Below are 20,752 nucleotides of genomic sequence, written 5' to 3' on the forward strand. Positions count from 1 at the left end.
CACCCATGTCCCGTCTGGAAATCCGTCAGCTGCGCAAGTCTTTCGAGGGCGTCGACGTCATCAAGGGCATCGACCTCGTCGTGGAGGATCGCGAGTTCTGCGTCTTCCTCGGGCCTTCGGGCTGCGGCAAGTCCACCACGCTGCGTCTGATCGCCGGCCTCGAAGAGGCCGACGACGGGCAGATCCTGCTCGACAAGGACGACATCACCGATAAGCCGGTGGATAAGCGCGACCTTGCCATGGTGTTCCAGAGCTACGCGCTCTATCCGCACATGACCGTGCGCGAGAACATGTCGTTCGCGCTGAAGCTGGCGAAGACGGACCAGCGCGCGATCGACGAGAAGGTGGCCAGGGCGACGAAGATCCTCGCCCTGGAACCGTACCTCGACCGCAAGCCGTCCGCACTCTCCGGCGGTCAGCGCCAGCGTGTCGCGATCGGTCGCGCCATCACCCGCGAACCGCGCGTATTCCTGTTCGACGAGCCGCTGTCCAACCTCGATGCCGCGCTGCGTGCGGCGACGCGCCTCGAGATCGCCCGGCTGCACACCGAACTCAACGCGACGATGATCTACGTCACCCACGATCAGGTCGAAGCCATGACGCTGGCGGATCGCATCGCGATCTTCAGCCACGGGCGTATCGAGCAGATCGGCAAACCGATGGCGCTGTATCACAAGCCGGTGAACAAGTTCGTCGCCGGGTTCCTCGGCATGCCGCAGATGAACTTCCTCGAGGCGACAGCCGAAGGCGGTACGTTCCGCCTCGCCAACGGCAATACCGTCAGCGTGGCCGGCGTCGAAGCCACCGGCAAGGTCACTATCGGCATTCGCCCGGAACACCTTCGCGTGTGTGACGGCGACGGTAGCGGCGAGACGATCAACGGCAAGCTCAGCGTCGTCGAGCGGCTTGGCAGCGAAACCTATGCTTACGTCGACGTGCCGCAGGTCGGCTCGATCACGGTGCGCGCGGAAGGCGACTTCGAGCGACGCGCCGGTCGCGACATCTGCATCCGCCTCGACCTGACGCACGCTCACGTCTTCGATGCCAACGACGTCGCCATTCATCATCCTCCACGAGTCTGACCATGGCCTTCCCCCTCCGTAACGACTCGCTCGACCGCCTTCCCCAGGGCGTCGACGCACCGCCTTTCGACCGCACGAAGGTCACCGCCGGCATCGCGCATATCGGCGTCGGCGCGTTTCATCGTGCGCACCTGGCGATCTATACCCATCACACGCTGTCCGATCCCGCGATGCATACGTGGGGCATTCTGGGCATCAACCTGCTCGAGCACGACCGCCCGCTGGCGGAGGCGTTCAAGGCCCAGCAGGGCCTGTATTCAGTCAGCGAATACGATCCACGCGGCGAGCGGACGACGCACGTCGTCGGCGCCATGGTCGACTACCTTTATGCGCCCGATGACGGTACCAGGGTGCTCGACCGCCTCGCCGACCCGGCCATCCGTATCGTCTCGCTGACGATCACGGAAGGTGGCTACCTGATCGATGAGCACGGGACGTTCCGGCTCGACGATGAGACGGTGGCCTATGACCTGAAGCATCCGGACACGCCGAAGGGCGTATTCGGCTTCATCGTCGGCGCGCTGGAAAAGCGCCGTGCCGCCGGCGTGGACGCGTTCACCGTGATGTCGTGCGACAACCTTCGACACAACGGTGCGCAGGCGAAGCGCGCCGTGCTCGCGTTCGCGAAGGCACGGTCGGACGAACTGGCGGACTGGATCGACCGGGAGGTCGACTTCCCCAACGCCATGGTCGATCGCATCACGCCGGCGACCACGGCGAAGGTGCGCGACGAACTCAATGCCGCGACCGGCCTCGACGATCAGGCGCCCGTGGTCTGCGAAGACTTCATCCAGTGGGTACTCGAGGACAAGTTCCGACACGGTCGGCCATCGTGGGAGAAGCACGGCGTGCAGATCGTCGACGACGTCTCGCCGTACGAGGATGCCAAGATCCGGCTGCTCAACGGCTCCCACCAGATGCTGGCGTATCCGGCCTTCCTGGCCGGCCACCGTCGGGTCGACATCGCCGTGAAGGATCCTCTGTTCAACGCGTACCTCACCGCCTTTCTCGACGACGACGCGGGCGTCTGGCTGAAGTCGCTGCCAGGCATGGATCTCGGGCCCTACAAGAAGAAGCTGCTCGACCGGTTCAGCAACGCGTCGATCGCGGACCAGCTGGACCGGCTGTGCCTCGATGGCGGCTCGAAGATCCCCGGGTTCCTGGGGCCGACGATTACCGCGTGTCTGGAAGACGGCAGAGATGCCCGCCGCGTGGCCTTCCTGCTGGCGACCTTCGACCGCTATGTACGCGTCGGCAAGGACGACAGCGGTGAGACGTATCCGTTGCGCGAACCGAATGCGATGCGTCTCGTCCAGCCGCTGATCGACAGCGGTTCGAAAGACGCGCTGATCGAAAGCGTCGAACTGGTGGGTCCGTTGCCCGCCAGCGACAAGCGATTCCGCCGGCAGTACGACATTTACGTGGAATCGCTGGAAAAGCAGGGCGTACGCAAAACGTTGGAGAACCTCGACTCCCTCGTCGACTGAGGTTTCATGGGGCGATCTCAGGGACTTCACTTACCCGATCCTACGGTGGTCCCCCGACCTCGTAGCAAGTGGAGTCCCCACCATGCCCTACAATCCGACCAACCCGCAGCCGCCCTTTGCCGAACCGGGCAAGAACCGCCCGGAAGATGAGATCCGCCAGCCCGGCAGCTATAAGCCGGAGCGCGACGCGGACCCTGAGCCGCCAGTCAACGATGATCCCATCGAGCCGCTGGAACCTTGATCGACCCCGGGCGCCGAGAGGCGCCCTTTTTTTTGACTCGCTTCTGTGTGACGCAGTCCCGCCGGCGAATCCCCGCGAAGCGATGACGCGGTCACCGCTTCAGCGGCTAGACTTCACGGCATGAGTCCGACACCGAAGAAGCCAGCCCCGCGACGCAAGGCGCCGACCACCGCGCGCAAAGCAGTAGCGCCCGCGCCCGACGTAGCCGCACGCCCCGCCGACGCGTCCACCAGCGCCGAACGCGTGCTTGCCTTCCTGCTCAAGGGCTTGCCCGCGGCCCGTCGCGAGAAGATCCACGCCTATCTCGTCCTCACCCGCATGGACCGCCCCATCGGCGCGCTACTGCTCCTGTGGCCAACCTGGTGGGCACTGTGGCTCGCCGCGAAAGACTTCCCGCCGGTCGGCCCGTTGATCATCTTCACCCTCGGCGTGTTCGCCATGCGCTCCGCCGGCTGCGCGATCAACGACTACGCCGACCGCAAGCTCGACCCTCAGGTCGCGCGGACGGCCGGACGGCCGATCGCCAGTGGGCGAGTGACGCCGCGCGAAGCGCTCTACGTGTTCGCCGGGCTTCTCGTTTTTTCTTTCGTGCTGGTCCTGTTTACCAACATGCTGACCATCCTGCTGTCATTCGCCGGCGCGGCGCTCGCGGCGGTGTACCCGTTCTCCAAGCGCTACACCAACCTGCCCCAGGTGGTGCTCGGCGCGGCCTTCGGCTGGTCGATCCCGATGGCGTTCGCCGCCGTAACCGACACGGTGCCGCCGGTGGCGTGGCTGCTCTTCATCGCCAACATCATCTGGTCGGTGATTTACGACACCGAGTACGCCATGGTCGACCGCGAGGACGACATCAAGGCCGGCGCGAAATCCACGGCCATCCTGTTCGCCGATGCGGACCTCGTCATCATCGGCATCCTGATGGGCACCTTCCTGCTCGCCATGTTGCTGGTGGGCACACGTTCGGGGCTGGGCTGGCCGTACTGGCTAGCGCTCGCCGCCACGACGGGGCTCTTCGCCTGGCAGCAATGGATCATGCGCGACCGCGATCGCCAGGCGTGCCTTACGGCGTTCCGCCAGAACAACTGGGTGGGCCTGGCGTTGTGGGTGGGGATCGTGGTGGCGCTGGCCCTGTAAGCGGCATGCCCGGCGCCGGCGTGCGCGCCAGGGCCCACACATCCACCCGAGGGATGCCGGCTTCGATCAGCAACTGCGCGCATTCGCCCAGCGTCGCGCCGGTGGTCATGACGTCATCGAGCAACGCCACGTGACGTTGCGGCGGCATGCGCCTTACGTCGAAGGCGCCGCGTACGTTACGCGCGCGCGTGAGCGCGTCGAGTTCGGTCTGCGCCGCAGTCCGCTTCACCCGGCTGAGCACGTCGTGCCTGACAGGAATACCCAGATGCCTGCCCAGCGGACGAGCGAGTTCGAGCGCCTGATTGTAGCCACGGGAGCGCAGGCGGGACGTGTGCAACGGCACGGGCAGGATGAGCTCGGGCATGGTCGGCGGTTGGCCGGCGGCTAGCCACGCGTCAGCGAGCACCCGCCCGGCGACAAGGCTTCCCGCGAACTTGAAACGGGCCTCCAGCACGTCGATCGGCCAGGTGTAGACGAACGGCACCCAGAGATCGGCCCACGGCCTCTCGCGCTGGCGGCACGCATCGCATTCGGCCACGGCTACCGGAAGCGGGACAGCACACCGGCCGCAGCAGACGTCGTTACGGACCAGGCCGGAACCGCACGCTCCGCAAAGCGCCCGGCCATCCATCCCGTCGGCCTCGCAGACCAGACAACGCGGCGACAGGAGGAATCGCGTCGCCGCGTTCAGCCACGGACGGTACCGGGACGCATCCATGCGTCGCAGGCCGCGTCAGTCGCGCCGCCGGAACATCGCGGCGTCGACGATCGACCACAGGTGGATGATCCAGCCGAGCCAGACGATCCAGAGGAGGGCCGCCAGCACGAACATGATCAGTGCCTTGAAGACGCGGCCCTGGACCAGCTGACCCAGGCCCGGGATAAAGAAACTGCAAACGGCGGCGATGACGTTGCCGCTGCTGCCTTGTCCAGCGCTCATAGATGGTCTCCGCGAAGGTCGTTGTCCCCATCGTACGGCGGCACGCGTCGTCCGACCGTAAACCCGCGAATAGCCGTTAAGGTTGACAGTGCGAGCCGACCTTTCCACACTGCGCGCCTTCGTCCCCGGGATCCCACCATGACCGCAGCCCTACGCCACGACTGGTCCCGCGAAGAGGTCGAGCACCTTTTCGCCCTGCCGTTCAACGACCTGCTCTTCCAGGCGCAGAGCGTGCACCGTGCGTATCACGACCCCAATGCCGTGCAGGTTTCGACCCTGCTCTCCATCAAGACGGGCGGCTGCCCCGAGGACTGCGCCTACTGTCCGCAGGCGGCGCGCTACGCCACCGGCGTCAAAGCCGAGAAGCTGATGAGCGTCGAGGCCGTCGTCGCCAGGGCGCAGGCCGCCAAGGATGCGGGGGCCAGCCGCTTCTGCATGGGCGCCGCGTGGCGCTCGCCGAAGGATCGGGATGTGGCCAAAGTCGCCGAAATCGTCGGCGCGGTGAAGGCCCTGGGCCTGCAGACCTGCGCCACGCTGGGCATGCTGACCCAGCCGCAGGCCGATACGCTGAAGTCCGCCGGCCTCGATTTCTACAACCACAACCTGGACACGTCGCCGGACTTCTACGGCGAAATCATCCACACCCGCGAGTACCAGGACCGCCTGGACACGCTGGAGCATGTGCGCCACGCCGGCATGAAGACCTGCTGCGGCGGTATCGTCGGCATGGGTGAATCGCGCGCCCAGCGCGCCGGCCTGCTGATGACGCTGGCCAACCTGCCCGAACATCCGGAGTCCGTGCCGATCAATCGCCTGGTGCAGGTCGCCGGTACGCCGCTGGCGGGCACCGAGGCACTGGATCCGTTCGAGTTCGTGCGCAGCATCGCTGTCGCCCGCATCCTCATGCCGGCCTCGGTCGTCCGCCTTTCGGCCGGCCGTGAGTCGATGGACGACGCTCTGCAGGCGCTGTGCTTCGCCGCGGGCGCCAATTCGATCTTCTATGGCGAGAAGCTGCTGACGACCGGCAATCCCGATGTGGAGCACGACCGTCGGCTGTTCGAGCGCCTCGGCCTGAAGCCGATGGAAGTCGAGATCGAGCTGGGCACCGTGCACGCGGACATCGTCGAACGCGCCGACGCGGCGTGAACCGGCCGGGCCTCCTCGTCCGACTGGAGGCCGCGCGCGCGGCCCGCGAGCAGACCGGCCTGCTGCGACGCGCGCGAACCTGCGAAAGCCTGGGCGGCGCCCGTCGCATGATCGACGGGCGCGTGCTCATCGATTTCTGTGGCAACGACTATCTCGGGCTGGCCGGACATCGCGACCTGATCGCCGCGATGTCCCGCAGCGCCTTCGCTGAAGGCGTCGGCACCGGAGCCGCGCACCTCGTCTCGGGGCATCGCGGCGAACATGCGGCGCTGGAAGAGGAACTGGCCGACTGGACGGGCCGCGAACGCGCCGTGCTCTTCTCGACCGGCGTCATGGCCAACCTCGGCGCCCTGCAGGCCCTGCTCGGTGCCGGCGCGATGCCCTCGCCGGGCAAACCGGCGGCCCTATGCGTCCAGGACCGCCTCAACCACGCCAGCCTGCTGGACGGCGCCCATCTCGCCGGCGCCGAGCTGCGCCGCTATCGCCATGGCGACGCGCAGGCCGCCGCACGCCAACTCGATACACGCCCGGACCTGCCCGCCCTCGTGGCGACCGATGGCGTGTTCAGCATGGACGGCGATATCGCCCCGCTGGCCGAACTGGCCCGGGTCTGCCACGCGCGCCAGGCCACGCTTTATGTGGATGACGCGCACGGCCTGGGCGTGCTCGGCCCGGAGGGCGCGGGCTCGGTGGCGGCGGCGGGGCTCGATGCGAGCGCGGTGCCCGTCCTGATGGGCACGCTGGGAAAGGCCCTCGGCAGCGCCGGGGCTTTCGTCGCCGGCGACGCCGCGGTCATCGAGGCGATCGTTCAGTTCGCCCGGTCTTACATCTACACGACGGCGATGCCCGCGGCGCTCGCGGCCAGCACGCGAGCCGCGCTCCGACTGGTCCGCAGGGATCCGGAAGGCCGGCGCGAGCGTCTCCGGGAGAACATCGCCCGTTTCCGGGCGGGAGCGGCCCAGATCGGGCTGTCGCTCATGCCCTCCCCCACGGCGATCCAGCCCCTGCTGATCGGCGGGGCCGACGACGCGATGGCCGCCGCGCGCGCGCTCGAGGCCGCCGGCTTCCTCGTGGTGGCGATTCGCCCGCCGACGGTGCCTCGCGGAGCGGCGCGCCTGCGCATCACGCTGTCCGCGACACATACGCCCGACCGCATCGACGGCTTGCTGGATGCCCTGGCGGCGCTGCCCCGCCCCCGGCAGGACGTGGCCGTATAATGGACGACCGCACGCCCCACGCCATGCCCATGTCGATCCTCAATATTTCCGCCTACAAGTTCGTCGCCCTGGACGACCTGGAAGACCTGCGCGCGCACTTTGTCGCGCGCTGCGACGCCCTGGCGCTGAAGGGCACGATCCTGCTGGCGCCGGAAGGGATCAACCTGTTTCTGGCCGCGCCGCGTGAGGCCATCGCGTCGTTCATGGCCTGGCTGCACGAGGACGCCCGCTTCGCGGATATCGCACCGAAGGAGAGCCTTTCGGACGACGTGCCGTTCAGCCGCATGCGCGTACGCCTGAAGAAGGAAATCATCACCATGCGCGCGCCTGCGATCCGCCCCGGGGCGGGCCGCGCGCCGCATGTCCTGCCGACCGATCTGCGCCGCTGGCTCGATCAGGGCCATGACGATGACGGCCGTGAAGTGGTGCTGGTCGATACGCGCAACGATTACGAAGTGGCGGCCGGCACGTTCGAGAACACGGTGGAGTACGGCATCGCCAGCTTCACGGCGTTTCCCGACGCCGTCGCCGCCGACCGCGCGCGCTTCGATGGCAAGACGGTGGTGTCGTTCTGCACGGGCGGCATCCGCTGCGAGAAGGCGGCCATCCACATGGCGGGGATCGGTATCGATCGCGTCTTCCAGCTCGAAGGCGGCATCCTCAAATACTTCGAGGAAGTCGGAGGCGCGCACTGGCGCGGCGACTGCTTCGTCTTCGACGATCGTGGCGCGGTCGACCCGGGCCTGGCGCCGAGCCCCGCCGCATGACCGGCCTGCATATCGAGACGCATGGTGCCGGCCCGACGCCGCTGGTGATGATCCATGGCTGGGCCATGCACGGCGGCATCCTCGCGCCACTGATCGAAGCGCTTGCCGACCGTTTCACGATGTATGTCGTGGATCTGCCGGGCCACGGTTATTCCCGCGACTCCGACATCCCGCTCGAGCCGCTGGCATGCGCGCGCGCCATCGCCGAAGTCACCCCGCCCGCCGTGTGGCTGGGCTGGTCGATGGGCGGACTGGTCGCGCTCGTGGCGGCACTCGACCTGCCTGAGCACGTCCGCGCCGTGGTGCCGGTGTGCTCCACGCCGTGCTTCGTGAAAGACGAGAACTGGCCGCATGGCAACGATGCAGCGATGGTGCGGAAGCTGGCGGCGGACCTCGATGCGGACTACCGCGCGACGGTCGAACGCTTCATCGCACTCGAAGCCATGGGTAGCGCCGACCCGCGCGCGGAGGCGCGACGCCTGAAGGACGAGGCGTTCTCGCGCGGCGAGCCCGATCCGCGCGTGCTGATGGAAGGCCTGCGACTCCTCGAGGCCACCGACCTGCGACCGCGCCTGCACGAGATCGCTCGCCCGAGCCTCTGGATAGCCGGTCGTCGCGACCGCATCGTCCATCCCGACACGATGCGCTGGTCCGCGGAAGCGGCCGGCGGACGGTTCGAAGAAATCGCCCATGCCGGGCACGCCCCCTTTATCGGACACGCCGCCGCCGTGGCGGAAGTCCTCACGCAGTTCACCGACGCGAATCCATGAGCGACTTCCATTTCGATCGACGCCAGGTCCGACGTAACTTCGGCCGTGCCGCAGGCACCTACGAAAAACACGACGCGCTACAGCGCGAAGTGCAGTCGACGCTGGTCGAGCGCCTGGAGATCTTCGAGCAGGTGCCCGAGGTCGTACTCGACGTGGGCGCCGGAACGGGACGCGGCAGCGCCGCCCTGAAGAAGCGTTACCCGAAGGCCCAGGTGATCGCGGTCGACCTCGCGCTGCCGATGCTGAAGCAGGCGAAGCAGCATGCCAGCTGGCTGAAGCCGTTCGGCCGCGTCGTCGCCGATGCGTACACGCTGCCGGTGCCGGATCGAAGCGTCGATATCCTCTTCTCCAATCTCTGTTTTCAGTGGTGCGAGGACCTGTCGCGACTTTTCGCCGAGTGCGCGCGCGTGCTCAAGCCCGGTGGCCTGCTCACCTTCTCGACGTTTGGCCCGGACACGCTGACCGAATTGCGTGCCGCCTGGGCCGAAGCCGATCAGCGCGCCCATGTGGCACGCTTTCTCGACATGCACGATGTCGGCGACGCGATGCTCGCGCAGGGACTGAAGGACCCGGTGCTGTTCGCCGAGCGCTACACCCTGACATACCCGACGCCGCGCGCCGTACTCGACGAGCTGAAGGGCCTGGGTGCCAACAACGCCGATGCCGACCGTGCGCGCGGCCTCACCGGCAAACAGCACTACAAGCGCATGATCGACGCGTACGAAGCCATGCGAAGCGACGGCGTCATTCCGTCGACCTGGGAAGTCGTTACCGCGCACGCATGGGGTCCGCCCGCGGGTCAGTCGCGCCGCGAAGGCGGCGGTGAGATCGCAAGCTTTCCCATCGAAAACCTGCGTGGCTCACGGCGGAAGACTCCGTTCTGATCGCGAGCACTCGCACCGCGCCAGGTGGTCGTTGACCATGCCGGCGGATTGCATCAGCGCGTAGCAGAGCGCGGTACCCGCGAAGCGAAATCCACGCTGGCGCAACGCGGCGCTCATCCGGTCCGACGCTTCACTGCGACAGGGGACGTCGCCCGCCCGCTGCCATGCATGGATCACCGGCGCGCCGCCGACAAAGTCCCACAGGTAAGCCGACAGCGAGCCGGCGTCTTCGACAATACGCTGGCATCCACGCGCGTTGCCGCGCACGGATGCGAGTTTCAGGCGATGTCGTATCAGTCCGCGGTCGAGCGCGAGGGCCGCAAGCTCGGCGTCGCTCATCCCGGCCACCCGCCCGATGTCGAAACCATGGAATGCGCGGCGGTAGTTCTCACGCTTATCCAGCACCAGACGCAGGGCGAGACCCGCGCGCGCGCCATGAAGCGTCAGATGCTCGAAGAGGCGCGTGTCGTCATACAGCGGCACGCCCCACTCGGTGTCGTGGAACCGACGCTCCACCTCGCTTCGCTCCGCCCAGTCGCAGCGCATGTCCCCACCTCACGGTTCGTCCGAAGGGGGACAAGCATATGAAGCCGGACGCACACGACGATGTCCGCGAACACAGGCTGGGAACGTGCGAATGCGGGGAACACCATCGAAGTGCATCCGCCCGCACCGACACTGGGCGTCTCCGTCAGTCTGTGGGCGGGACGGCGGTAGCTACCAGGGCAGTGCGTCGAGATCGACATTTCCGCCGCTAAGCACGACGCCCACACGACGTCCGGCGAAACGGTCGGGATAACGCAGCATGGCGGCGAGCACCGTGGCGCTCGACACTTCGACGACGATGCGCAGCTCCGTCCATAGCAGCTTCATGGCGTCGATCGCTTCGCCGTCGCTCACGCGCAGCACGCTGACGCCATGCTCGCGAAGGACATGAAAGTTCGGTTCGCCGATCAGCGTGCGCAAGCCATCGCATACCGTCTCCGGAGTGAACGGCCCGACCCGCCGTCCGCTCTCGAGCGAACGCGCCGCGTCGTCGGCACCTTCCGGTTCGGCACCGAACAAGGCGATGCCTGGATCAATGCCGTGCGCGGCGATCGAACATCCGGAAGCCAGACCGCCACCGCCGACGGGAAACAGGATGGTGTCGAGGCCAGGTGCCTGACGGAGCAGTTCGGGCAGCAGCGTTCCCTGGCCCGCCATCACGCGCGGATCGGCATACGGGTGCACCAGTTCGGCGCCGGTCCGCGCCTGTATCTCGGCGGCCGCCGCTTCGCGCGCCGCAGTCGTCGGCGCACAACGGTGAATGATCGCGCCCGCTGCGGCGATCGCATCCACCTTGGCTTTCACCGCGCCCTCAGGCACGACGACGTGGGCGGCCATGCCCCGGGTGCGTGCCGCCATCGCCAGCGCATTGCCGTGGTTACCGGACGAATGCGTCACCACGCCGCGCGCTGCTTCCTCGTCACCGAGTGACCAGACGGCGTTCGTGGCGCCACGAAATTTGAACGCACCGCCGCGCTGCAGGTTTTCGCACTTGAACACGATCGATGCACCCACCAGCGCGTCGATGCGGTCGCTGCGCAGCACCGGTGTCACGAGGGCATACGGCGCGATACGCGCGGCGGCATCACGCACATCCGCGAAGGTCGGCCCTGTCACGCGTCGAACTCCACACCGCAGATGAAGCGACGTTCCTCGCCCGGCGCCAGCGTGATCAACGGCGCGCAGTCATCGCGATTGAAGGCATCGGGCATGCACTCCATCGGTTCGAGGGCGACGGATTTACGCGCGTCGCGCTCCGCCGTATCCGAGGTGAAGACGAGCATGACGCCCTTCTCCTGCCAGACCGCGATCGCCGCGCCCGTCGCCGGATCGCGCAGGCGCGTACGCGCCTTGCCGTCGGTGCCGAGCTGAAGGTCGGCATAGGTATGATTCAGCGCCGTCGCGCCGATGGCCCGCGGTTTGCGGAAGTCGAACTGACGATCCGCCTTGTCCACGGACTGCCACGCACGCGTACCCGGCAACGGAATGAAGCCTTCGTCCGTCGCGATGATCTTGTCGGCGGGCAATTCGAGCTCCCAGCCTTCGATCGGGTTGTCCGACAGGCGGAAGTACGGGTGCCAGCCGAAAAAGGTCGGCGCCGCGTTGTCACCGACGTTGCGCGTACGCGCATCGACCGTCAGGCCGTGCTCGTCGAGTGTAAAGGTCACGCTGAAGTCGAGCGAGAACGGATAGCCAGGCTGCAGGTCCGGACGGATCACCGGGGTGGCGAACGTGACCGACGCTTTATCGTCGTCACCCTGCTCGTTCTGCACGTCGAAAAGAACGCCGCGCAGAAAGCCGTGACGAGCCGCACGGTCGGCACCGACGGCACCGGGCTGCAAATCGTAAGATTTTCCTTCAAAGGTGTAGCGCGAGTCGTTCACGCGATTCGCGAAGGGCGTCATGATCGCGAAGCGCGAGCCCTTGTGGCCCACCAGCTCGTTCTCGTCCCGAAAGCCATCGGCGATGTTGCGCTGCACGCCGCCTGCGCGCGTGGTGATCGACAGCACGGTGGCGCCACGGCGCGCGATGCGGACTTCGCGATCCGCGTCGGCATCGACCAGCACAACCAGTTCGTTGGCGCCCAGGGTGGAGCGCGTCACGGTGAAACGGGACATGGGTAGGCTTCCTTTTGACGGATCTGGCCGCATGTTAGCCTGCCTGTCAGACAAGAAGATGTGTTGTGCCAGCCATGAGCGATCGTTCGGACGCCCCCACCACTGTCATCCGCCTGGCCGACTACCGGGCACCCGCCTGGACGGTCGAGCACACCGCGCTGACCTTCGATCTCGGTATCGACCGGAGTGAGGTCACCGCGACGCTCGAGCTCCGGCGCCGCGCCGACGAACCGGTCCGCCTCAATGGCGAAGGCCTCGAACTGCTCGAACTGACGGTCGACGGACGCCGTCTGGTCGAGGGTGAGTACATCCTCGCCAACGGCCTGCTGGAGATCGCAATCGAAGGCGATCGCTGCACGATCGGCACACGGGTCGCCGTGCGGCCGGCCGAGAACACGGCCTTCGAGGGTCTCTACCTTTCCGGTAGCCGCGAGAAGGGTTTTCTTCTCACTCAGTGCGAAGCCGAGGGGTTCCGGCATATCACCTTCTTCCCGGACCGCCCCGACGTCCAGTCGAAGTACACGGTGGAACTGCGCGCGGACAAGGCCCGTTTCCCCGTACTGCTCGCCGGCGGCAATCCCGATGGTGCCGGTGATCTGCCCGACGGGCGGCACTGGGCACGCTTCGTCGATCCGCATCCGAAGCCGAGCTATCTGTTCGCGCTCGTGGCCGGGCATCTGGAGCGGATCAGCCACGACTACACCACCGCGGACGGCCGTGCCGTCGCGCTGCACATCTGGGCCGAGGCCGATGTCATCGACCGCTGCGACTACGCGATGGATTCGCTGATTCGCTGCATGAAATGGGATGAGCAGACGTACGGTCGCAATTACGATCTGGACGTGTTCCACGTCGTCGCCACGCATGACTTCAACATGGGCGCGATGGAGAACAAGGGCCTCAACATCTTCAACGCGAAATACCTGCTGGCCGATCCGGATTCGAGCACCGACGACGAGTACCGTCACGTCGAGGCCGTGGTCGCCCACGAGTATTTCCATAACTGGAGCGGCAATCGCGTCACCTGCCGCGACTGGTTCCAGCTCAGCCTGAAAGAGGGCCTGACGGTTTTCCGCGAGCAGAACTTCTCCGCCGACATGAACTCGGCGCCGCTCAAGCGCATCGAAGACGTCGCCCTGTTACGCCGCGCGCAGTTCCCGGAAGACGCCGGCCCCTTGTCGCATCCGGTACGCCCCTCGCAGTACAGCGAGATCAACAACTTTTACACCGCGACGGTGTACGAGAAGGGCTCGGAACTCGTGCGCATGCTCGCCGGGCATCTCGGCGCGGCCGGCTTCCGCCGGGGTATGGATCTGTACTTCGACCGGCATGACGGTCACGCCGCGACCATCGAGGATTTCCTCGCCGCGCTGGGCGAGGCGAACGACACGGATCTCTCGCCCTATCTTGCATGGTACGGCCAGGCCGGCACGCCGCGCCTGACCGCCGAGGGCCGCTACGACGCGGCACAGCGACGCTACCGCCTGACGCTTCGTCAGCGTACGCCGGCGAGCGCGGGTCAGCCGACCAAGCAGCCGCTTCCCGTGCCTGTCCGCCTGTCGCTGTTCGATCGCTCGGGCAAGGCCTTGCCGCTCCGCCTGGAGGGGGAAGATGCCACCGGCGAGACCGAGCGCACGCTGGTGCTGCGGGACGCGGAGCATGCCTTCGTCTTCGAGGACCTCGACGCCGTTCCGGTGCCCTCCCTGCTGCGCGGCTTTTCCGCCCCGGTCATCCTGGAATTCGATTACGCGCCGGATGAACTGGCCGTGCTGCTTCGTCACGATGTGGACGGCTTCAATCGCTGGGAGGCGGGCCAGCAACTGGCCGGCCTGGCCTATGACGATGTCCGTGACGGTCGAACCACGGGCGCCGCCATCGGGGCGTGGACAGCGGCGCTGGCCGACCTGTTCGCCGACCCGGCGATGGACGATGCGCTGCTCGCCGAACTGCTCACCCCGCCCGGTGAGATCGAGTTGGTGGAGCGTCAGGCCGAACGTGACCCCGACCGGATTCGCGAGGCCCGTCAGGGCATGCTGCGCGCACTGGCGACGCGCATCGGCGCATCGACGCTGCGGACGCGCTACGACACCCTGCGCGCGGCGACCAGCGCCAGTCTCGATTCAGTCAGTCAGGCCCGACGCCAGCTCAAACGGCGCGTACTCGACCTGCTCGGCCTGGTCGACAAGGACACCGCCGCAAAGCTGGCACGCGCTCAGTACGACGAGGCGCCGGGCATGACCGACCGTCTTGCCGCCCTGAGCACGCTGGCGACCCTGGACCCGGCGGCAGCCGCGTCCGCCATCGCCCACTTCCGTCAGCGCTATGAGGGCAATGCCCTTGCACTGGATAAGTGGTTTGCCGTGCAGGCGCAGTTGCCCGGCGATGGCGCGTTCGCCCGCGTTCAGGCCATCGAGCACGATGTCGCCTTTACGCTGAAGAACCCCAACCGGGTGCAGTCGCTGATCGGAACGTTTGCCCGCGCCAATCCCAGCGGCTTTCATCGCGCCGATGGTGCCGCGTACCGCTGGCTGGGCGATCGCCTGGTCGCCATCGACGCGCTCAATCCGCAGGTGGCCGCTCGCGTGGCGACGGCATTCAATGGCTGGAAGCGGCTGGAGCCCGTACGACGGGAGGCTGCCCATGCGGTCGTGGCCGAACTCGCGGCGCGCAAGGATTTGTCGCGGGATCTTACCGACATCCTGGCTCGGGTGGCCATGGGCTGACGCGGCGCCACGTAAAAAACTGACGCACCGCGTCACCAATTGCCGAAACAGAGCACTTGGTTGACGAAAAAGTCACACACAGTTCATTCGAACGGTGTAGATTCTCACCCAACGAAGAAAGCCGCAGCTGATGCCGCGGCTCTTTGTGCCAGTCATACGGTTTCTGGCGCCCGGCAGCACGGTCATCCTGGATTCCCCCTGTTCCTGAGACCGCCGGGCGCCAGATCTCATTCGATAAGTCGAATGGGGCATCCTTGCCCACATCCCGCTTCCTCCCTCCGGCACACGACCAAACCCCTGTCGTTCGGTCTCGGCGCGCGTGTTATCGCGCAGCGTCTGCCCAGGTGAAGTGCCTGACTTAGAAAGCATAACGCGTGCCAACCTACACGGTCTTGCTGGCGTAAAATGCGGGCAGGCCTCGCGCGAACCATTCCCATGCTGCATACAGAAACCTACGACGTCATCGTGGTCGGTGGCGGACACGCCGGCACCGAGGCGGCGCTTGCGTCCGCACGCGCCGGCGCACGAACCCTGCTGCTCAGCCACAACATCGAAACGATCGGGCAGATGAGCTGCAATCCCGCCATCGGCGGCATCGGCAAAGGGCATCTGGTCAAGGAAATCGATGCTCTTGGCGGCGCTATGGGGCATGCGGCGGATCGGGCCGGTATCCAGTGGCGGACGCTCAACGCGTCCAAGGGGCCGGCCGTCCGCGCGACGCGCTGCCAGGCCGACCGTGCGCTTTACCGCGCCGCCATGCGCTCCATCGTCGAGACGCAGCCCAATCTGGTGCTGTTCCAGCAGGCGGTCGACGACCTGATCCTGGTAGATGGCCGGGTGGCCGGCGTACGTACGCAGATGGGCCTGGACTTCCACGCGCCCGCCGTCGTGCTTACCGCGGGCACGTTCCTCGCCGGCAAGATTCACATCGGCAGCGCGCAGTACGCTGGTGGCCGTGCGGGCGATCCGCCAGCCTCGACGCTGGCCGCGAAGCTTCGCGAGTTGCCGGTCGCCGCCGACCGCCTGAAGACCGGTACCCCGCCGCGCATCGACAGCCGCAGCATCGACTTCTCGCTGCTGGCCGAGCAGCCGGGCGACGATCCGATGCCGCACTTCTCGTACATGGGTTCGGCGGCGGAACATCCGCGCCAGGTCAGCTGCTGGATCACGCACACGACCGAGGCGACGCACGACCTGATCCGTGGTTCGCTGGACCGGTCGCCGCTGTACAGCGGACAGATCGAGGGCGTAGGCCCGCGGTACTGCCCGTCGATCGAGGACAAGGTCGTTCGCTTCGCGGACAAGACCTCCCACCAGATCTTCGTCGAGCCCGAGGGCCTCGACACGTTCGAGATCTATCCGAACGGCATTTCCACGTCACTGCCCTTCGATGTGCAGTACGCACTGGTCCGTTCGATTCCCGGTTTCGCGAATGCCCACATCACGCGCCCGGGCTATGCGATCGAATACGACTACTTCGACCCGCGCGGCCTGCATCCCTGGCTGGAAACCCGGGCCATTCCCGGCCTCTGGTTCGCCGGCCAGATCAACGGCACCACGGGTTACGAGGAAGCGGGGGCTCAGGGCCTGATCGCCGGCATGAATGCCGCGCTGAGCGTACGCGGCGACGCGCCGTGGTATCCGCGCCGCGACGAGGCTTACATGGGCGTGCTGATCGACGACCTGACGACCAACGGCACGATCGAGCCGTACCGCATGTTCACCTCGCGGGCCGAATATCGCCTGCATCTGCGCGAAGACAACGCCGACCTGCGTCTGACCGCGCAGGGCTACGCGAAGGGCGTCGTGTCGGAAGACCGCTTCCGCCGTCTGGAAGCCAAGCGTGACGCCGCCGAGCGCGAAACCGCCCGCCTGCGTGGACTCTGGGCCGCACCCGCCAACGCGCTTGGCGCGGCCGTGCAGCGCTCGCTGGGCATCGCCGTGAGTCGCGAGACACACGCACTGGACCTGCTTCGTCGGCCGGAGATGGACTACGCGGCGCTGACCGCCGTTCCCGAACTGGGTCCGGCGGTAGACGACGCCGAAGTGGCGACCCAGGTGGAGGTCCAGGCCAAATACTCGGGTTACCTCGAGCGCCAGCGTGAGGAGATCGAGCGCCAGCGCCGTCATGAGTCGACCAGCATCCCCGAGAGCTTCGACTACGACCGCGTGCGTGGGCTGTCGGCTGAGGTACTGCTCAAGCTGAAGCGCTCGCTGCCGGCGACCATCGGCCAGGCCTCCCGTATCAGCGGCGTCACTCCCGCGGCGATTTCGCTGCTGCTGGTGCACCTGAAACGACGAGCCGCCTGAGCCCGGGCGAGACCACCGTGGCTTTCAGCAGGCGGCGGATGACGCACCCATCTGGCATCATCGCCTCATCGGTTAAGGCGGGAAGACAGCAGCATGCAAGTGTGGATCGGACGAAACGGCGAGCGGTTCGGGCCTTACGCGGACGACGAGATCCGTCAGTGGCTGCGGGACGGCACCTGCCGTCCTGAGGAACTCGGCTGGTACGAGGGCATGAGCGACTGGCGCCCCCTGGGCGAGCTCTTTCCCGACGACCGCCCCGCGCCCGGCGTCGTGCCGCCCCCGCCGCCGCCCTTCATGGGAATCAACGAGGCCGCCGTGGAGCCGGAGTACGCCGGTTTCTGGCTGCGCTTCGGCGCCTGGGTGATCGACTACATCATCCTCATGGTCCCCTTCACCGTCATCAGCCTGATGATGGGGCTGGGCAGCTTGATGGCGTCGATGATGGCGCAGTTCGAACACGATCAGGCCGGCGCGATCAAGGCGTACGCCGAGGCCGTGCAACCCATCTCCTATGTGCTGCTGGTGATCGGTTTCGCTTACTACGCCTTCTTCGAAAGCTCGAAGTGGCAGGCCACGCCCGGCAAGCTCGCGTGCGGCATCCGCGTGACCGACGCCAGCGGTCAGCGCCTGACGATCGGTCGCGCCGCCGCCCGCAACGTGGTTCGCCTGTTCAATGCCGTGACATTGCTGGTACCCATGGTGTTCTACGTGGTCGCCGCCTTCACCGAGCGCAAGCAGGGGGTCCATGACCTCCTAGCCAGCACCTACGTCGTACTGGGTCGCGCGGACAAGGCCGCCGTGCAAGCCCCACGCGCCGGGACGAACGGCAGCTTCGACGCCTGATTGCCCGACCTGCCCCGGCCCGGAGGCCGGGTTACCACCTGTGCTTGCTATCATCGGCGGCCCGGCCCGACATGCCGGCCGGCTGAGTCAAAGCACAGGAAAGTCATGCAGAGCATCGAACAACGTATTGCCCAGGACATCGCCGCGAAGCCCGAACAGGTGCGCGCGGCGGTGGAACTGCTCGACGGTGGCGCCACGGTGCCGTTCATCGCCCGCTACCGCAAGGAAGTCACCGGCGGTCTCGACGACATCCAGCTTCGCCTGCTCGAAGAGCGCCTGCGCTACCTGCGCGAGCTGGAAGACCGTCGCGCCGCGATCCTCGACAGCGTCGCCGAACAGGGCAAGATGACCGACGCCCTCAAGGCCGACATCCTCAGCGCCGACACCAAGGCCCGCCTGGAGGATCTCTACCTTCCGTACAAACCCAAACGCCGTACCAAGGCACAGATCGCTCGCGAAGCCGGCCTCGAGCCCCTCGCGCTCGGCCTGCGCGACGATCCCACGCAGGACCCGGAAACCGTCGCCGCGGCCTTCGTGGACGCCGACAAGGGCGTGGCCGACGTAAAGGCCGCACTGGACGGCGCGCGCGCCATCCTGATGGAAGCCATCGCTGAAGACGCCACCCTCGTGGGCGAGCTGCGCGACTGGCTCTGGGAGAACGGCCAGATCCGCGCCACCGTCGTGCCCGGCAAGGAAAACGAAGGCGCGAAGTTCCGCGACTATTTCGATCATGCCGAGTCGGTCTCGAAGATTCCGTCGCACCGCCTGCTCGCGCTGATGCGCGCCCGCAACGAAGGCGTGCTCGAGATCGACCTCAACCCCGCCGTCGATGCCGATCAGGGCCATGCCGAGGGCGAGGGCCGCGTGGCCGCACGCGCCGGCATCGTCAACCAGGGCCGCGCGGCCGACGCCTGGCTGCGCGAGACCGTGCGCCTGACCTGGCGCGTCAAGCTGCATCTGCACCTGACGCTCGACCTGTTCGGTCGCGTACGTGAAGGCGCCGAGGACGAGGCTATCCGCGTCTTCGGTGAAAACCTCAAGGACCTGTTGCTGGCCGCTCCGGCCGGCGGCAAGACCGTGATGGGCCTCGATCCGGGCATCCGGACCGGCTGCAAGCTCGCCATCGTCGACGCCACGGGCAAGCTGCTCGCGTACGACACCATTTATCCGCACGAGCCGCGCAACCAGTGGGATCAGTCGGTCGCGCGCATCGCGCAGCTCAGCAAGCAGCATGGCGTCAACCTGATCGCCATCGGCAACGGAACCGCCTCGCGCGAGACCGACAAGCTGACCGGTGAAGTGATGCGCAAGCACGCTGACCTCAATCTGTCGAAGGTCGTCGTCAGCGAAGCCGGCGCGTCGGTGTACTCCGCGTCGGAGCTCGCATCGAAGGAATTCCCCGAACTCGACGTGTCGATCCGCGGCGCCGTGTCGATCGCACGCCGCCTGCAGGATCCTCTGGCGGAACTGGTCAAGATCGAGCCGAAGGCGATCGGTGTCGGCCAGTATCAGCACGACGTCAACCAGGTGAAGCTGGCGCGCGCACTCGACGCACGCGTCGAAGACTGCGTCAACGCCGTAGGCGTCGACGTCAACACCGCGTCCGCCCCGCTGCTCGCGCGTGTCGCCGGCTTGTCCAGCAGCGTCGCCGAGAACGTCGTCAAGCATCGCGATGCGAACGGCCCCTTCCCCAGCCGCAAGGACCTGCTCAAGGTACCGCGCCTTGGCGACAAGGCCTTCGAGCAGTGCGCCGGCTTCCTCCGCATCAGCGCGGGCAGCAACCCGCTCGACGCCAGCTCCGTGCATCCCGAGGCGTACCCCGTCGTCGAGCGCATCCTCAAGCAGTGCGGTCGCGAGGTGAAGCAGGTGATCGGCGATACGTCGTTCCTGCGCAGCCTGAAGGCGGAAGACTTCACCGATGAGAAGTTCGGTGTACCGACCGTGCGCGACATCCTCAGGGAACTGGAAAAGCCCGGCCGCGATCCGCGTCCCGAGTTCGTCGCGCCGAGCTTTGCCGAGGGTGTCGAAGACCTGAAGGACCTCACCGTGGGCATGGTGCTCGAAGGACGCGTGACCAATGTCGCCGCCTTCGGCGCGTTCGTCGATATCGGCGTGCATCAGGACGGTCTGGTCCACGTGTCGGCGCTGTCGCATACCTTCGTCAAGGATCCGCGCGATGCGGTGAAAGCGGGCGACATCGTCAAGGTGAAGGTCATGGAGATCGACCTGCCGCGCAAGCGCATCGCACTCAGCATGCGCCTGGATGATGTGCCGGGCGAAGCGCGCGGTGGTCGCCCCGGTCAGCGCGACGACGCCCCTGCGGGTGGCGGCAATCGTCGCGGCGGGCAGGGTGGCGGTGCCCGTGCGCCCCAGCCACCGAAGCAGGCTGCCGCCCCGTCCAACAGCGCGTTCGCCGACGCTTTCTCGCGCGCGCTTAAGAAATAACGCAACACCGCTCCGCGCCTCGTCCGAGGCGCGGAGTCAGGGGACCACCCATCCGCAAGATCCTAGTGCGCCGCAGCATGCGCTGGCGTATGGCTTCGAT

18 protein-coding genes are annotated in these 20,752 nt (G+C 66.9%); 13 read left to right on the top strand and 5 right to left on the bottom strand.

Features of this window, described 5'->3' with window-relative positions:
- The first annotated feature begins 5 nt into the window (after positions 1–5).
- The 4 genes from J2X57_RS19010 to ubiA all read left to right on the top strand — a co-directional run bounded on the left by J2X57_RS19010 (position 6) and on the right by ubiA (position 3,944).
- Positions 6–1,082: an ABC transporter ATP-binding protein gene (locus tag J2X57_RS19010; RefSeq protein WP_309869400.1), complete on the top strand. Its 1,077-nt coding sequence runs from the start codon at positions 6–8 to the stop codon at positions 1,080–1,082.
- Between the two features lie 2 nt (positions 1,083–1,084).
- Entirely contained in the window at positions 1,085–2,569 is a 1,485-nt protein-coding gene (locus J2X57_RS19015) for a mannitol dehydrogenase family protein (protein WP_309869403.1), read from the top strand.
- Between the two features lie 82 nt (positions 2,570–2,651).
- Positions 2,652–2,810, top strand: coding sequence for a hypothetical protein (locus tag J2X57_RS19020; RefSeq protein ID WP_156128470.1), 159 nt, complete (start codon positions 2,652–2,654; stop codon positions 2,808–2,810).
- Positions 2,811–2,930: 120 nt separating this feature from the next.
- Positions 2,931–3,944 carry a 4-hydroxybenzoate octaprenyltransferase gene (gene ubiA, locus J2X57_RS19025; RefSeq protein WP_309869405.1) on the top strand — a complete coding sequence of 338 codons (1,014 nt, stop codon included), beginning with the start codon at positions 2,931–2,933 and terminating at the stop codon, positions 3,942–3,944.
- On the opposite strand, the gene J2X57_RS19030 is transcribed toward ubiA, so the two are convergent.
- Both J2X57_RS19030 and J2X57_RS19035 read right to left on the bottom strand, forming a co-directional pair.
- A complete protein-coding gene (locus J2X57_RS19030; protein ID WP_239708937.1) occupies positions 3,871–4,662 on the bottom strand; it encodes a ComF family protein in 792 nt (263 codons plus the stop codon). The genes ubiA and J2X57_RS19030 overlap by 74 nt on opposite strands.
- 15 nt (positions 4,663–4,677) lie before the next feature.
- Positions 4,678–4,884, bottom strand: coding sequence for a hypothetical protein (locus tag J2X57_RS19035; protein ID WP_043691718.1), 207 nt, complete (start codon positions 4,882–4,884; stop codon positions 4,678–4,680).
- A 138-nt stretch (positions 4,885–5,022) separates the two neighbouring features.
- Between J2X57_RS19035 and bioB the strand changes: the two genes are divergently transcribed.
- From bioB to bioC, 5 genes are read left to right on the top strand one after another with little or no spacing between them, the layout of a single operon-like run.
- A complete protein-coding gene (gene bioB / locus J2X57_RS19040) occupies positions 5,023–6,030 on the top strand; it encodes a biotin synthase BioB (protein ID WP_309869409.1) in 1,008 nt (335 codons plus the stop codon).
- Positions 6,027–7,247: an 8-amino-7-oxononanoate synthase gene (gene bioF, locus J2X57_RS19045; protein WP_309869411.1), complete on the top strand. Its 1,221-nt coding sequence runs from the start codon at positions 6,027–6,029 to the stop codon at positions 7,245–7,247. Before bioB ends, bioF begins: the two co-directional genes overlap by 4 nt.
- Positions 7,247–8,014: a sulfurtransferase gene (locus tag J2X57_RS19050; RefSeq protein WP_309869413.1), complete on the top strand. Its 768-nt coding sequence runs from the start codon at positions 7,247–7,249 to the stop codon at positions 8,012–8,014. Before bioF ends, J2X57_RS19050 begins: the two co-directional genes overlap by 1 nt.
- A complete protein-coding gene (bioH, locus tag J2X57_RS19055; RefSeq protein ID WP_309869416.1) occupies positions 8,011–8,784 on the top strand; it encodes a pimeloyl-ACP methyl ester esterase BioH in 774 nt (257 codons plus the stop codon). The genes J2X57_RS19050 and bioH overlap by 4 nt, the downstream gene beginning before the upstream one ends.
- Entirely contained in the window at positions 8,781–9,668 is an 888-nt protein-coding gene (gene bioC / locus J2X57_RS19060) for a malonyl-ACP O-methyltransferase BioC (protein ID WP_036116601.1), read from the top strand. Before bioH ends, bioC begins: the two co-directional genes overlap by 4 nt.
- Here the strand turns inward: bioC and J2X57_RS19065 are convergent.
- The 3 genes from J2X57_RS19065 to J2X57_RS19075 form a co-directional block, all read right to left on the bottom strand.
- Entirely contained in the window at positions 9,645–10,214 is a 570-nt protein-coding gene (locus J2X57_RS19065; RefSeq protein ID WP_309869419.1) for a DNA-3-methyladenine glycosylase I, read from the bottom strand. The two genes, bioC and J2X57_RS19065, sit on opposite strands and share 24 nt — an antisense overlap.
- A gap of 171 nt (positions 10,215–10,385) precedes the next feature.
- Positions 10,386–11,330, bottom strand: coding sequence for a pyridoxal-phosphate dependent enzyme (locus J2X57_RS19070; protein WP_309869421.1), 945 nt, complete (start codon positions 11,328–11,330; stop codon positions 10,386–10,388).
- The gene (locus tag J2X57_RS19075) at positions 11,327–12,331 is read right to left on the bottom strand and encodes an aldose epimerase (RefSeq protein ID WP_309869423.1); all 1,005 of its coding nucleotides are present in this window, start codon (positions 12,329–12,331) and stop codon (positions 11,327–11,329) included. The genes J2X57_RS19070 and J2X57_RS19075 overlap by 4 nt, the downstream gene beginning before the upstream one ends.
- A gap of 74 nt (positions 12,332–12,405) precedes the next feature.
- Here J2X57_RS19075 and pepN point away from each other — a divergent pair, with 74 nt between their 5' ends.
- The 4 genes from pepN (at position 12,406) to J2X57_RS19095 (ending at position 20,652) form a co-directional block, all read left to right on the top strand.
- Positions 12,406–15,054, top strand: a complete 2,649-nt coding sequence (gene pepN / locus J2X57_RS19080) for an aminopeptidase N (protein WP_043691702.1) — start codon at positions 12,406–12,408, stop codon at positions 15,052–15,054.
- 435 nt (positions 15,055–15,489) lie between these two features.
- On the top strand, positions 15,490–17,364 hold the full coding sequence (gene mnmG / locus J2X57_RS19085; protein ID WP_309869426.1) for a tRNA uridine-5-carboxymethylaminomethyl(34) synthesis enzyme MnmG: 1,875 nt from the start codon (positions 15,490–15,492) through the stop codon (positions 17,362–17,364).
- Positions 17,365–17,457: 93 nt separating this feature from the next.
- Complete coding sequence (locus J2X57_RS19090; protein WP_309869429.1) at positions 17,458–18,207, top strand: RDD family protein; 750 nt, start codon at positions 17,458–17,460, stop codon at positions 18,205–18,207.
- 105 nt (positions 18,208–18,312) lie between these two features.
- The gene (locus J2X57_RS19095; RefSeq protein ID WP_043691696.1) at positions 18,313–20,652 is read left to right on the top strand and encodes a Tex family protein; all 2,340 of its coding nucleotides are present in this window, start codon (positions 18,313–18,315) and stop codon (positions 20,650–20,652) included.
- The last annotated feature ends 100 nt before the right edge of the window (positions 20,653–20,752 follow it).

It is taken from the genome of Luteibacter sp. 1214 (genome assembly GCF_031455395.1).
Lineage (GTDB): Bacteria > Pseudomonadota > Gammaproteobacteria > Xanthomonadales > Rhodanobacteraceae > Luteibacter > Luteibacter mycovicinus.